Raw genomic sequence first — 14,521 nt, 5'->3', positions numbered from 1 at the left:
AACACCGGCAAGTCGGCGAGGATGCTGGAGGCGAGGATTGTCCGTGGTACGAGGGAAGTCGCTCCGGCGTCGGTTGTCATTCGCGTCCGGGAGCTTCCCGGGTAAAGGGGTCGCTCCCTATACTCTGAGATCTCTGCCGCCATCGAGATCGGCATTCCACCAACCGTGTCTCCATGCGCCACCACTGGCCCAACGGAAAGCAGTTCGCCTTTACGCTGTTCGACGACACGGATCTGTCGACTGTGGTGAACACCGGACCGATCTATGAGCTGCTTACGCGGCTCGGGCTGCGGGTCACCAAGAGCATCTGGACGCACGATGCCGTAGGGAGACCGCACGTTGGCGGCGATACGTGCGAGGACCCCGCATATCGGCAGTGGGTGCACGACCTGCAGCAACAGGGGCACGAGATTGCCCTGCACAACGCGGCGGATCAGTCATCCGAACGGGGCCGTACGATCGAGGCGTTCGACCGATTCGAGTCGTGGTTCGGAGCGATGCCGCGAACCACGGCCTCTCACTCGGGGAATCGTGACGCGCTGTATCAGGGGCCGGAGCGTCTTACGGGCGTCCGGCGCTCCGTCTACAATCTCCTGACACGGCGGCGACACGTTGGCCGGTTTCAGGGGCAGGAGGAACGCTCCCCCTACTTCTGGGGAGACCTCTGCGTCAAGAACGTCGATTACGTGCGAAACTTCGTCTTTCAGGACCTCAACACCCTGAAGTCGTGTCCGCAAATGCCGTACACTGACCCGACCAAGCCGTGGGCCAACGCGTGGTTCGCGTCCTCCGAGGCGGCAACGCCTACGGCGTTCCGCAAGCACGTGACGATCGACGCGGTCAGGCAGCTCGAGGCCGAGGGGGGCGCCTGCATCCTGTACACGCACCTCGGCGCCGGTTTCTATCGGGAAGCCGCCGGGGGCTTCACCCCCGGGTTCCGCGAGGTCATGGAGTATGTGGCGAGCCGGCCAGGATGGTTTGTCCCCGTTGCCTCGCTCCTCGACTACCTGAAGCAGTCTGCGCCGGAGGGGCGTGCGCACGCGCTTTCGGATCGCGAGCGACGCCGACTGGAGTGGAAGTGGCTCATGGAAAAGGTGTCGAGCGGCAAGACCAGTTGACGCTCCGTCGTGACGAGTTAATGGCCAATGCCCCGCATTGGCCGTGTTGGGCGCCGCGCGATCAGCTCACGGGGACAGCCAGTACGGCTTCTCGACGCAGCAGGGCGTCGATGTCGGCCACGGATTGGTCCATGGCGAACAGTCGTCCGAAGATCTCGACAGATGCGAGCCGACCGACCATGGTGGGGGATTCAACGGCCAGCATGTGGCGCACGGCGGCAGGGTGAAGGCCGGCCACCTCGGCGAGATAGCCGTTGCGGAAGAAGCCTTCGCCGAACCGGGCGTCGGCAAGCGTGTGCATGTGAAAGCCGACTTTTTTCTTGTCGATGAGTTGCTGCGGAACGAAGGGGGCGAGCACGGCGCGCACCGGTGCCTTGGACATGACAAACGGGTGGCGCACCTCCGTGATGCGCGGCACCAGGCGCGTCTTGAAGCGTCTCGGCAGGTTGAGCCCGAAGCGTACCACCTCCTCGTCGAGAAAGGGGAATCGCGCCTCGATACTGGCCATCATGCCCATGCGATCGTTCCGGTGCAGCAGCGAGATCAGGTGCTCGAACATCGAGATCGGCGCTTCCAGTTCTTCCGATAACTCCCGCCGGGACAGTCCCTGATAGGCGTGGGCATACTCCGCTCGGGCAATGCTTCGCGAGAACTCGTGCGAAAGCTGGACCAAAAAATCACCGGCGGACTCCCGCTTGCTCCACGCCAAAGCACTCCGCAGAAGCGGAATCCGCGCATAGAGCCGCTCGAGCAGGGTGAACGGCAGCATCGCCCGCCGCACAAAGCGCCGAGCATGCTGAAAGGTGTAACCGAGGAAGAGCTCATCGGCACCTTCTCCGCTGAGCAGTACCTTCATCCCGTTGTCGTGTGCGAGCGCACAGACCCTTGAGAACGGCACCCCGCTCTGGTTTTCGATGAGTGGAGACTCGTGGTGCCAGGTGCACGCCACGATGTGGTCCACAAGTGCCTCAGGCCGAAATTCGGACACGTGCAGAGGGAGCCCGAGGTGAGTCGCCAGCAGGCGCGCATCGGACAACTCAGAGTGGCGCCCCACCACTTCCGACGTGAACAGTGGAAGCGGGTGCCCGGCCTGTTTGGCAAGGGCGGCAATGAGGCTTGAGTCGAGACCGCCACTGGCGAGCACCCCAACCGGTGCGTCTGACATGAGCATCGAGTCCACGCTGACCGCCATGAGCCGACCAAGCTCCTTCGTGACCTCGGCGTACGGCATACCCTCGAGTTCACGGCGGTACACGGGGTCGAGCATCGACGATAGCGAGAAGTACTGCCCCACCTGTGGCGCGTGCCCGGCGCGCGCGGTGACATACCCGCCCGGCGGTACGTGCACGACGCCAGCGAATACCGAGTAGCGGTGGGAGTTGTTACCCCCACCCGCGATACTCATGAGCGTCTTGAAGGGGTCGGGGCGAATGGGATGCGCAACGCGCATGGCCTTGACTTCCGAGCCCCAGTACAGCGCCCCGGACATCCACGCGTAGTAGAGCGGCTTGATCCCGAATCGGTCGCGGCAGAGATGCACCGTCCGCTGATGATGATCGTACCACGCGAAGGCGAACATGCCACGCACCGCCCGCAGTGTCTTGGCTACGCCCAGCAGTCGAAGGGCGTGGAAGAGCGTTTCCGTATCGGAATGGCCAGAGAACCGCGCGCCGCGCTCCTGCAGCGCCGGACGAAGCGAGGCGTGGTTGTAGATCTCGCCATTGAAGGCGAGCGTATACTGGCCGTCCGACATTGGCTGGTGGCCCGCTGCCGACCCATCCACGATGCTCAGCCTCGTGTGCGCAACACCGAATGGGCCGTCGGCGAGAACATCGACGTCGTCTGGGCCACGGTGCCGAAGCGCTGCAGCCATCTCCTTCAGCAGGAGCGGCGAGGCGGCGGAAGATGTCGCGGCAAGGAGGCCAGCAAAACCACACATGGGAGATTCCCCTGCACATTTCAAGTGGTGAGACCCGCCAATTGGTAACGCGTCCACGAAGAGTTACCTATCCATGGCTGTGCTGCACGTCAGCGCCTGTTAAGATCAAGTTAAGGTCAGGCCATTGGGGGGCGCTGGAGTGCGCGCCGGCAGCGCGATGGCTGTCCGAACGGCGATCAACCTGAGGCAGTACCGGCTTTCGGCAGAGGGGTTCCGCCCAGCCGACTCACCACGGCCCGGAACTTCCCGTTGCGGGTACGCTCATGCTCCGTGACTTCGCGTACCTCCACCTGCACACCGCCGCACCGTTCCTGCAATCGACTGATCAGGGCGTGCGTGCTCGCCTCACTCAGCGTGCCATCGGGCACCACGTTCAGCACGAAGGCATCAAGCGACTCCTGTACTACCTGCACACTGCGCACATCGGTCAGCCCCAGCGGCAGTGAATGGAAGCGCCGCACGCGTGTACCGTCGCGCAGGATCACGTCGTCCTCCACGCGCCCCACCAGCTCCGCGAGCACCGGCATGCTGCGCCCGCAGCCGCAGCGTACGGCCGCGGGCATCGCCATATCGCCCGTGCGGTAACGAATGAGCGGCTGGTCAAAGTTGAGCAGCCCGGTGGCCACCATCTCCCGCGGCTCAGTGCCCAGCGTGGGTTCCCCATCGCCGTCCATGAACTCCACCACGCCCACGTCGGGGTTGAGGTGCAGCCGGCCATGTGCGCATTCCCCCGCCAGACAGCAGCTCTCCACGCCGCTGTAGCCGTCGTACACCGCGCACCCCCACACCCGCGACAGGGTGTCACGCATGTCGGGGCGCAACGGCTCGCTGCTGGTGAGTACGGCCGCCAGCGGCTGCGGCGCGCGCCATCCCTGGCGGTCCAGCTCATCGGCCAACGCCCACAGCGCCGAGGCGTAGCCCACCAGGTAGCGCGGCGCAAAACGCACGATCGCCTGCGCGTAGCGCAGCGCCGTGTCGGGACCAATGTGGAACGCCGACATGTACAGCTGATGCTCGGCCCAGTTGGTGCGCCAGAAGGGGCCGCGCCGATCCTGCGCCGGCACGATGAGCCGCCCGCCAATCATGACCCGCCGATCGCGGTGGCTCACACCAGCCCAGCGGCGCACGCGCGCCTCGTAGGCCGCCATGAAGCGACGGTGCGCATCGGCCGAGGCCATGATGCGCAGCGGCGTGCCCGTGGTGCCGCTCGTGAGCGCCGCGCCCAGCCGCACCCCCGGATGCTCGGCCGCATAGTCGTGCGGCGTGCGACGCAGCGCTTCCTTGTCGAGCAGCGGGAAGCGACGCAGCGCCTCGAAGGGGCGACCGGCTTCCAGCAGGTGCAGCGCCTCGGCGCGAATGGGAAGCCGGCGATAGGCGGGAACCGCGTGCAAGGCATGGCGGAGCAGCGCGGCCAGCCGATCACCCTGATAACGCTCCCATTCGGCTGCCGACAGAAACTCGCGTGCCTCGTACTCCGCCACATAGCGGGGAAAGGCGCCGCCCAGCCGGCGCTGTCGCCAGAGCAGCCCGTACGCCGAGAGCAGCGCCGACTGCAGCACCGGGGGCGTGTGCGCGTAGACGCGCTCCTTCAGCCCCATGCGTGGTCTCTCGACATTCGCGCGGTCACGTGAGCCCCCATGCCTGCACCAGCTGGCTGGCGAGATGGTCGCGCCAGGCCTCCAGCGTGAAACGCCGGGCGTGCGCAATGCAGGCCAGCGGCAGCGAAGGGTCGGCGGCCAGCCGCGCGGCGCAGTGGTGAAACGCCTGGGTGAGCGCCTCGCGGTTGCCGAACGGCACCAGGGCGCCGTACGCCTCGCTGTCGGTGATCACCCGGTTGGCCGCGCTGGCGGTGACCACGGGCATGGCGCCGCAGCCCAGCGCTTCCACGACGGCCTTGCTGAACCCTTCGGTGCGTGAGGGGAGCGCAAAGAGATTGGCGCCTGCCAGCAGCGCGAGTACCTGCGGGTGGGGCAGGTTGCCGTGAAAGTGCACGCACGGCGCCACGCCCAGCCGTGCCGTGCGCGCCTGCAGCGCGGCCGCTTCGGGGCCGCTGCCCACGATGTGCAGCGCCACGGACACCCCATCGCGCATCAGGTCGGCCACGGCGTCGATGACCAGGGCGTGGTTCTTGTTGGCGTTGAGCGCGCCCACCGAGGCAATGGTGAGCGGCTGGCCAGGCCGCGCCGAGGCGAGGGCGGCGGTGCGCAGGGCGGTGCTGTGCTGCAGGTCGTGCGCACTCATGGAGGGGGAGAAGGTTTCCACTTCGTGCGGCGCGAGCGGTTCGTCCACGGGATACACGAACACCGGCCCCGCGAACATGCGGCGCAGCAGCCAGCGCTGTGCACGATAGGTGCGCGGTTCGCCGACGTAGCCGGCCCAGTTGCCGGTGTACACCGCCTGGGCATGGTGCCGCCGAAAGATGCCGGCCAGCAGCGCCGCGCCGCCAATGTTGCTGGGGCAGCGCAGGTGCACCGCATCGACCTGTGGCGCCACCTGTCTCATGATGCACAGCCACGCGGGCACGGAGCGGGCCAACTGCAGCTTGTCGCCCAGCGTGTTGCCACCGGCCAGCGGAATGGGGTGGAAGGTGACGTTGTCAAACGGGTACGGCGCGTGATCGTGCCGTACGTCGTGCTCGCCGATGAAGGGCGCGACGATGTGCAATTCGCGAAAGAGGGAGGCCCACACGGCGAACTGCTTGAGCAGCGGGGCCAGAGTGAATACGGTGCCCTGCGCATCACGCCGGTGTAGCGCGTCGCTGATGATGGCACAGCGGAACGAGGCTAGCGGCGTGGGCGCACGTGTGGACATGATCACGCCGCGGCGCCGTGCCGCAGCGCGGTGTATAGCGACGCCACCGTGCTCGCCTGCTGCTCGACCGAGAACCGCTCGGCCACGAGCACCCGGGCGCGTGCCCCCATGCCGGTACGTTCGGTATCGCTCAGCGCGCACATGCGCTCGAGGGCCGCCGACAGATCCTCGGCGCGGCGTCCCTCGGACACGATACAGCACTCGTGGGCCCGGGCGGTTGCAAAGATATTGCCCACCGGGGTGGAGACATAGGGAAGGCCGGCCGCCATGTACTCGATGGCGACCACCGGTCCCGCTTCCGAGCGCGAGGCCACGATGCCGAAGTCCGCCGCGGCGAGCAGCTCGTCCACGCGGTCGCTGGCGCCGTGCAGCGCGATGTTGTCGCGAACGCCCAGACGTTGAATGAGCGCAGCGACTTCCTCGCCGTGTACGCCCGCGGCGCCCGATCCCACCAGCTGTACGTGCAGTGTCCGCCGTAGCACCGGGGACATGGCAATGGCACGCACCAGTGCCAAGTGATTCTTTTCGGGGCGCAGGTTAGCCACAAAGAGCGCCCGGAGTTTGGTGCCATGGCGGTTCCCCCGGTGGGTGTGCAGCCGCTGAAAGCGGGCCATGGGCACTCCGTTGTTGATCATGGTGCAGCGGCTTGGCGGTAGGCCAAGCCGGGTCATGGCCCACTGGTGCAGTTCTTCGGAGACGGTGATGTAGTGATCAACGTAGCGCCCAACAATCCAGCGGTAGGCGCGGCTTGCGTGTGGCTCGAGTGCCAACCGACCGAAGTGGTCGTGCATGACGATGCGCGGGCGCCCAGGGCGGCCGGCGAGCGCGGCGGCCACAAACGCCAGCGTGGAGCGACTGTGCACGTGCACCAGTGTCACCTGCTCCGCGCGCACCAGCCGACGAAAGTGGCGCAGTGCACGAAAGTCCCAGCGTTCCTGCCGAGTGATGGAGAAGTGGCGTACCGCCGCCGGCAACTCGCCACTAAGCTCACCGGGAGCGCGGGTGGTGCAGGCGCCCATGGCCTCGTTTGCCAGCGGCAATAGCGCCGTGACCAGGTCCACCAGCACGCGCTCCGCGCCGCCCCGATTGAGCGCATCGATGACGTGCAGGATCATTGCGGCGCAGTGCCGTCCGAGCGATGCGTGAGCTGCGTGGCAAGCAGGGCCAACATGAGCACCGGGGCCAGCGTGCGCAGCGCGGCGTGCAGCTGCGAGGCCAGGGCCCACACGGTCATGACCACGATAACAAAGCGGTGGTCGGCGTCGCGCGCCTTGCGCACTTGCCCCAGTACATAGGCAAAGAGGCAGAGCATGGCGATGAGCCCGAGACTACCGTGCTCTGACAGCATGCGCGTGAACTCGGTATGGCTAGCCGTCGCTTCGAAAGTCACCCGCGCGTGTTTCGACTGGCCCGGGCCTACTCCGAGAATAGGATGCTGGAGAAAGAGCTGCAGGTCATCGAGCAGTAGCTCCCATCGGTTCGTGGTGCCGGTCTCCTGGAAGCGCTTGAGCAGGAAGCCCCCGGTGAAGCCGTTGACGATCGGCAGCACCACGGCCAGCCCGCCCACCAGTGCGGCGGCGGCGGGCACCAACGCCCGGCGCACCACGGGAGACCCGGGGGCCATGATCATGCCGCCCACAATGGCCAACACCGCGGCGTATAGCCCGCCGCGTGAAAAGGTCATGGCGCTCTGCACCGCCAGCCCCGTGGCCACCAGCAGCGCCAGCAGCGACACCAGCAGCCGCCGGTGCAGTGCCGCCACCAGCATGCAGGCCAGCGCCCCCACGCCAAGCACGGTGGACACCTGATTGGGGCCGAAGCCTCCCGATGTGGTAAAGTTGCTCTCGCCGGTAAAGACGATCTCGGTGGCGGTGAGCGTACGGTGCCCCGTGAGCGCCGCGATAGACACGATGGGCAGCGCCAGCGCGAGCAGCAGCTTGATGGTGTTGGGGCGGTTGGCCCGCTCGCTGGTGAGCGCCCAGCTCATCATGAGCAGCGCGAACGCCGGCGCCAGCGTGGTGAGTGTGCCCTGCCGCAGCGACTTGTCGGAGATGTCGGGTTGCCCCGCCGGCACCAGCACCGATGGCAGCAGCAGCAGGGCAAAGGCCACAAGCAGCAGGGGGGGGCCCGACGTGCTGCGGAAGCGCACGATGGCCAGCGCCCCGGCCAGGACGCACAGGTACTTGGCCGTTTCCCACGGCAGCCCGTCGCGCATGAAGCGCCAGAGCACCTCGCTCCCCGCCACGTAGGCAAAGGCATACGGCAGCCGCGCCGCACCGTCGGTGACGGCCGCCAGCAGCGTGGCGCCAACCACGATGGCCCCGTGCACGCGTACGAGGCGGTCGTCCATGGAAATGCCCACACCCAGCGCCAGGTGACACAGCACCAGCGTGAGCAGCACCGGGAGCAGCAGCACCGCACCGGGCGCGGCGGGCACACCGCCGCGCCCATCGAGGCTATCGGCGACGGCGCCGTCGGGGAAGTACAGAGGTCGGGGAACTGGGCCCGTCATTCATGGAAATCTATTCACTCGGGAAGGCTCCAGAGCTGGGAAAGGAGCGCCTGCAGCGATTTCCCGAGGGCGTTCAGGTCGTACGTCGCCGTGGGCCCATTGCCAGGCGCACCCGCGTGGTGCGGCGGTGGGCACGCGATGGCGCGCGCCACGTCAGCCGCCGTAAACAGCGCCGGCGCCGGCCGCGCGTTTCCAGCTGCGCTGTCGTGGCGCGTGACTACCCGCATCCCAAACGCCTGCGCCTCATGTACGACCTTGGGCCAGCCCTCGGTTTCGCTCACCAGCACCAGCACATCATGCTGCTCGTACTGCGCCAGTACGTCGGCAAAGGGCAGGGCACCGGCAAAGCGCACCCGCGGGTCTCCCGCCCCCTGCGCCTCGAGACGCGCCCGTTCGGGGCCATCGCCCACAATGGTGCAGGCGCTCACGACCGTGGCGGGCAGCTGCGCCACCGCCTCGAGCACCACGTGGGCCCGCTTGGCCGCACTCAGTCGCCCCACGAACAGCACGCGATACGGCGGCGTCGGCGCCGGGGGGCGTGCCGCCGCGGACCGCCGGGCCCGCGCCAACTGCTCACCGGTGAACGAGGCCGTGAAGAAGCTCACGATGTGCGGCGGGTCGCTCGGGTGCCGGCCGTACACCGTGACCGGGCCGCGCCACCAGCGGGAGCGCAGCAGCCAGCGCTGCCAGCGCACCGTGGCCGCCTCCCCCGCATAGCCGCCCCATTGCCCGGCGTACTTGGCCACCAGCCGGCGCGACCGCAGCGGCGCCACCAGCGCCCCCAGCAGCCCCACGTTGCCGGGGCAGCGCACGTGAATGGCGTTGGCATCGCCCAACAGCCGCCAGAGCCGCCACGCCAGCCACGGCGCCCGCACCGCCTGCCAGAGCTTGGCCGCTGCACTCACCCCCCCCGACTCGGGAAAGGCCCGCACCACCACGTTGCGCGCCGCCAGCGGGGCGGCATCGGCGGGCGGTGGCGCGTGGCGCAGCGGCGACACGATCACCACCTCGGGAAAGAGCGACGCCCACACGTCGATCTCCCGCGCGTACGGGCCGTAGGCGTGTAGCTGCCCGTCGTGCTGGTAGTGCACCACGTGCGACACGATGGCCAGCCGCGGCACCAGCGCGCCGAGCGGGCTATCCACCCCGCACCTCGCCGCGCACCTCGCCGCGCACGTCGGCCACGCAGCGCGCATAGAACGCCTCGTTGCGCGGAGCCAGCTGCGCCAGAGCGAAGTGCTCGAGGCAGCGCGCGCGGGCGGCCGCACCCAGGCGCGCGCGCAGCGGCGCATCGGTGAGCAGGCGCGTGATGGCGGCGGCCAGCGCCGGCACGTTGGTGGGGTCCACCAGCAGCGCACTCTCCTCGTGCACCGCCGTTTCGGGGCCTGGCCCCAGCGCGCTGATGATGCAGGCGGTGCCGGTGGCCATGCCTTCGAGCGCCGCCAACCCCTGCGCTTCAGCCTTGGAGGGAAAAACGAACACCGTGGCGCGCGCGAGCGCCTCGGCCACCTCGGCGTGCGGCCGCACCCCGGCAAAGCGTACGCGCGAGGACAGCGCCGAGGGAACGAGCGCGGCCATGGCCTGGCCATACGAACCGCCGGTGGCCGGGTCCCGGCTGTCGCGGCCAATGAGCTCGAGCGTGGCCTGCGGCAGCTGCGGCGCCACGGCAGTAAAGGCCTGCAGCAGCTCGCGCACCCCCTTCTTGTTGCACAGCGTGCCCACGAAGAGCAGCTGCCCGGGGAGCGGCGTCACGTCGGGGCGGGGGGCGAACTGAAGCGTGTCCACGGGGTTGGGGAGTACCGTGACCGGCCGCGCCGCCACGGCCGGCACCAGCGCGGTGGTGGTGCGCGCCACGAAGTCGCTCACGGCGCACAGGTGCGTGGCGCGGCGCAGTGACCGGTGTTCGGCCCAGGCGCGCCCGTGGCGCAGCGGGCGCCCCTCGAGGTGCGCAAAGAAGTGGTGCCCGCCGTGCAGGCGCACCACACGCGCCACGCCGCGCGGCAGCGGCAGCAGCGCAAAGGCGCCCTCCGGCCCCTCCACCAGCTGCACCGGCTGCTGCGTGTGCACCGCGGCCAGCGCCCGCCCCAGCGCGCGCGCGTCGGCCAGCACCCCCACGCCGCCCCCGCGCGAGGGGAGGCGCAGCACACGCACGAGGCCGTCGCGCGCGTCGTGCACGGCCGTCAGGCCGCGCTGCACCCCCAGCACCGTGACCGTGTGCCCGCGTGCCGTCATGGCGTGGGCCATGGCGCGGGTGAACGTGCCAATCCCGCCGTGCGACGCCGGGGGATACTCCCCGCAGAGGTAGACGAGATGCATGCTCGGGTTCACGCGCGAATACGGGAACAGCGCCGCCCAATTGTCAATGGCCGAGGTGGCGGGTGCCAATGTGCGCCGTCGGTGCGTTAATTGTCACTCCCGATGTCTGTGACGCCGTCCACGTCACGCGGTCCTACTCGTTTGCCGTTGCCGATGCCCCCCCGCACCAAGTCCGCACCTGCTCCCACGCCGCGCCGCGAGCGCGTCATGCCGCGGGAAGTCACCGACGAAATGAAGGCCTCGTTCATCAACTACTCGATGAGCGTGATCACGTCGCGTGCGCTGCCCGATGTGCGTGACGGCCTCAAGCCGGTGAACCGCCGCATCCTGTACGCCATGAACGAACTGGGGCTCGCGCCGGGGCGCCCGTTCAAGAAGGCGGCGACGGTGGTGGGCGATGTGCTGGGCAAGTACCACCCGCACGGCGACAGCAGCGTGTACGACGCGCTCGTGCGCATGGTGCAGGACTTCTCGCTGCGCTATCCGCTCATCGAAGGGCAGGGCAACTTCGGCTCCATCGACGGTGACCCGGCGGCGGCGTACCGCTACACCGAGGCGCGCATGGCGGCGCCGGGGGTGGCGCTGCTGGAGGGGATCGATCAGGACACGGTGGGCTTCGTGCCCAACTTCGACGATCGCCTCAAGGAACCCGCCGTGTTGCCGGCGGCCATCCCCAATCTCCTCGTGAACGGGGTGAGCGGCATTGCCGTGGGCATGGCCACCAACATGCCGCCACACAACCTGCGCGAAATCGGCAAGGCCATCATTCGCGTCATCGAGGAGCCCACGGTGGCGCTCGATGAGCTGCGCAAGATCGTGAAGGGCCCCGACTTCCCCACGGCGGCGCTCATCGTGGGCAAGGACGGGATCAGGCAGTACATGGAGACGGGGCGCGGCCGCCTCATCAACCGCGCGCGGGTGGTGCTCGAGGCACGGCCGGGGAGCACGCGCGCGCAGCTGGTGGTGACCGAACTGCCGTACCAGGCCAACAAGGCGCGCATCATCGAACAGATTGCCGACCTGGTGAAGGACGAGAAGCTGGTGGGGATCAGCGCGCTGCGCGACGAGTCCGACCGCGAGGGGTTGCGCGTGGTCATCGAGCTCAAGCGCGACGCCGAGCCCAAGAAGCTGCTGGCGCGCCTGTACAAGCTCACGGGGCTCGAGGTCACCTTCGGCGTCATCAACCTGTGCCTCGTGCCGGAGCACGGGCGCCTGGTGCCGCGTGAGCTCGGGTTGCGTGGTCTCATCGACCATTACATCACGCACCGGCACGAGGTGCTGGTCAAGCGCACCGAGTTTCAGAAGGCCAAGGCGGAAGCGCGGCTGCACATCGTGGAGGGGCTGCTCGTTGCGGTGAACGACATCGACCGCGTGGTGCAGCTCATCAAGACCGCCAGGGACACCGAGCAGGCGCACGCGCGGCTGCGCAAGGAGTACACGCTCAGCGAGATCCAGGCCGACGCCATCCTCGCGCTGCGGTTGGCCAAGCTCACCGGGCTCGAGGTCACGGCGCTCAAGACCGAAGCGAAGGAGCTCAAGGCGCGCATCAAGGAGCTGGCGGCGTTGCTGGCGTCACCGGAGAAGCGCATGGCGGCGCTCGCGGTGGAGGTGCAGGAGATCGTGGACCGCTTCGGCGATGCGCGGCGCACTGAAATCGTGTCGCTGGAGACGGCCGACGAGGTGGCGGAAACGGTGGCCGACGCCGAGGTGGTGGGCGTGGTGACGTACGGCGGGCGCGTGCTGCAGCAGCCGCTGCCCAGCGGGCGGGCGCGCAAGGACAGTGGCGACGCCGAGCGCGAGGTGCCCACCGACGAACTGCCCATGGTGAAGGGGCGGCTGCGGCAGACGGAGAGCGTGTTCGTGCTCTCCACCGACGGACAGGCGTTCACGCTCTTCGGCAGCGAGCTGCCCACCGCGGCACGCAGCGGGCGCGGGACGCCGCTCAAGGATGTCATCGAGTGGCCGAAGCAGGGGGCCCCGGTGCTTGGTGCCATCGTGCGCGACTTCGCGCATCCGCTCTTCGTGACCATGGTGACGGCCACGGGGCAGGTGAAGCGCACCGGCATCCGGGAGTTCCGCAACGCGCGCCTGGCCGGCATCAAGGCCATTCGCCTGGACGCGGGAGACAAGCTGGTGGGGGCGGCGTTCACCACGGGGCAGGACGAGCTGCTGCTGGCCACACGCCACGGACAGGTCATTCGCTTCCACGAGTCGGAGGTGCGCGACATGGGGCGTGACGCCGGTGGCGTGCGCGGCATCGTGCTCAAGGACGATGATGCCGTGGTGTCGATGGCCGTGGTGCACGGGGGCCAGTCGGTGTGCGCCGGCACGACGCTGGGGCATGTGAAGCAGGTGGCGGTGGAATCCATTCCGCTGCAGGGGCGCGGGGGGCAGGGGGTGCAGCTGCTCACGTCGGCCGAACGCGTGGGCGCGGTGGTGGGCGTGGTGACCACGGGCGCCGAGGTGGGTGTGCGCTTCCTGTCGGGGGCGGGGAGTACCTTCGAGGTGGACCTGGCCGAGGCCCCGGTGGTGACGCGCGCAACCAAGGCGTCGCCGCAGTCGGCGTGGCCGGGGCTGCTTACGGCGGTGGCGCTGGTGGCGACGCCGGCGGATTGACGGGACGCGGCGCGGCGGGGCGCAGGTGGGGTGCAGGTGGGGTGCGGCGCCGGCGCGTGGTGCCGGTCCGCATCCCGCGAGTGTTCCCGTGTGTGCAGGGCGGTGGCCGGATCGTGCAGCGGTGCGGTCGTGTGGTGGTCCGCAGCGACCTGATCTGCTTGCCGGCGTGGTGCGCGCCACATAGCGTGTGCCCATGACCAACAACCCCGTCGCTCTTGTGACTGGTGGCTCCCGCGGGATCGGGCGCGCCATCGCGCTTCGTCTGGCGGCCACGCACCACGTGATCGTGGCCGCGCGCGATGCGGCGGCGCTGCGCGGCGTCGTGGACGAGATCACGGCGGCCGGTGGTCAGGCGGAGGCGCTGGTGCTGGATGTGGCCGATGGCGCGGCGGTTTCGCAGGCGTTGCAGGGCCGCGCGGTGGAGGTGCTGGTGAACAACGCGGGTGTTGGGGTGATGAAGCCGCTGCTTGAACTCGCACCTGCCGAGTGGCAGCGCATGATGGACGTGAACGTGAATGCGCTGTTTCACGTGACGCGCGCGCTGCTGCCGGGGATGGTGGCGCGCGGGCGCGGGCACGTGGTGATCATCGGTTCCATTGCCGGTCGCAGCGCCTTCGTGGGCGGGGCGGGGTATGCCACCACGAAGCATGCGGTGATGGGGTTCGCCGAGAATCTCATGCTGGAGGTACGCGACGCCGGGGTGAAGGTGAGCGTCGTGAGCCCGGGGTCGGTGGAGACGGCGTTTTCGGGGCGTAGTGCCCCCAAGGGAAGCGCGCAGTTGCGCCCTGACGATGTGGCGGCGGCCGTGATGAGTGTGGTGAACACGGCGCCGGAGGTGCTGGTGCACCGGGTGGAAGTGCGGGTGCTGTCGCCGAAGCGAGAGCGGTAGGGGCGGCGCGGGGGCGGGGGAACTGCGCGGGGGGACTGCGCGCGATCGAATACGCGTTGGTAGGGACGCGTTGGTAGGGACGCGTTGGTAGGGACGCGTTGGCAGGGACGCGTTGGCAGGGACGCGTTGGCAGGGACGCGTTGGCAGGGACGCGTTGGCAGGGACGCGTTGGCACTGACGCATGCGGGCGCGGGTAACCACGCGGGCGACCACGCGCTGGAGGGGAGGACACTGCACGCATTGGGATTGCACAGCGTCGGAACGCGCTACGGCAGGGCTCGGCAATACCTGCGCTTGCGCCCGGGGTCTATCGGGGTTCA

General features: G+C 68.8%; 10 protein-coding genes. 3 read left to right on the top strand and 7 right to left on the bottom strand.

The genetic code is table 11. The features are described 5' to 3' along the window. Positions 1–173: 173 nt before the first annotated feature. The gene (locus tag O9271_RS06715) at positions 174–1,118 is read left to right on the top strand and encodes a hypothetical protein (RefSeq protein WP_298267483.1); all 945 of its coding nucleotides are present in this window, start codon (positions 174–176) and stop codon (positions 1,116–1,118) included. Positions 1,119–1,179: 61 nt separating this feature from the next. Here O9271_RS06715 and asnB read toward each other — a convergent pair whose 3' ends face one another. From asnB to O9271_RS06680, 7 genes are all read right to left on the bottom strand, one after another. Continuing rightward, entirely contained in the window at positions 1,180–3,057 is a 1,878-nt protein-coding gene (gene asnB / locus O9271_RS06710) for an asparagine synthase (glutamine-hydrolyzing) (protein WP_298267481.1), read from the bottom strand. A 176-nt stretch (positions 3,058–3,233) separates the two neighbouring features. Further along, complete coding sequence (locus O9271_RS06705; RefSeq protein WP_298267478.1) at positions 3,234–4,655, bottom strand: hypothetical protein; 1,422 nt, start codon at positions 4,653–4,655, stop codon at positions 3,234–3,236. Between the two features lie 25 nt (positions 4,656–4,680). After that, positions 4,681–5,868, bottom strand: coding sequence for a glycosyltransferase (locus O9271_RS06700; protein WP_298267476.1), 1,188 nt, complete (start codon positions 5,866–5,868; stop codon positions 4,681–4,683). 2 nt (positions 5,869–5,870) lie between these two features. Further along, positions 5,871–6,983, bottom strand: coding sequence for a glycosyltransferase family 4 protein (locus O9271_RS06695; RefSeq protein WP_298267474.1), 1,113 nt, complete (start codon positions 6,981–6,983; stop codon positions 5,871–5,873). After that, positions 6,980–8,380, bottom strand: a complete 1,401-nt coding sequence (locus O9271_RS06690) for an O-antigen ligase family protein (protein ID WP_298267471.1) — start codon at positions 8,378–8,380, stop codon at positions 6,980–6,982. Before O9271_RS06690 ends, O9271_RS06695 begins: the two co-directional genes overlap by 4 nt. 14 nt (positions 8,381–8,394) lie before the next feature. Then, complete coding sequence (locus O9271_RS06685) at positions 8,395–9,525, bottom strand: glycosyltransferase (RefSeq protein WP_298267469.1); 1,131 nt, start codon at positions 9,523–9,525, stop codon at positions 8,395–8,397. Then, a complete protein-coding gene (locus O9271_RS06680) occupies positions 9,518–10,708 on the bottom strand; it encodes a glycosyltransferase family 4 protein (protein WP_298267466.1) in 1,191 nt (396 codons plus the stop codon). Before O9271_RS06680 ends, O9271_RS06685 begins: the two co-directional genes overlap by 8 nt. 141 nt (positions 10,709–10,849) lie before the next feature. On the opposite strand from O9271_RS06680, the gene O9271_RS06675 reads away from it, so the two are divergent. Then, positions 10,850–13,312 (top strand): DNA topoisomerase (ATP-hydrolyzing), encoded by a 2,463-nt coding sequence (locus O9271_RS06675; RefSeq protein WP_298267464.1) that lies wholly within the window; start codon positions 10,850–10,852, stop codon positions 13,310–13,312. Positions 13,313–13,505: 193 nt separating this feature from the next. After that, positions 13,506–14,201, top strand: coding sequence for an SDR family NAD(P)-dependent oxidoreductase (locus O9271_RS06670; RefSeq protein WP_298267462.1), 696 nt, complete (start codon positions 13,506–13,508; stop codon positions 14,199–14,201). Positions 14,202–14,521 lie beyond the last annotated feature (320 nt).

Source organism: Gemmatimonas sp., assembly GCF_027531815.1.
In the GTDB taxonomy this organism is placed as follows: domain Bacteria; phylum Gemmatimonadota; class Gemmatimonadetes; order Gemmatimonadales; family Gemmatimonadaceae; genus Gemmatimonas.
This window is presented reverse-complemented; position numbering and strand designations above follow the sequence as displayed.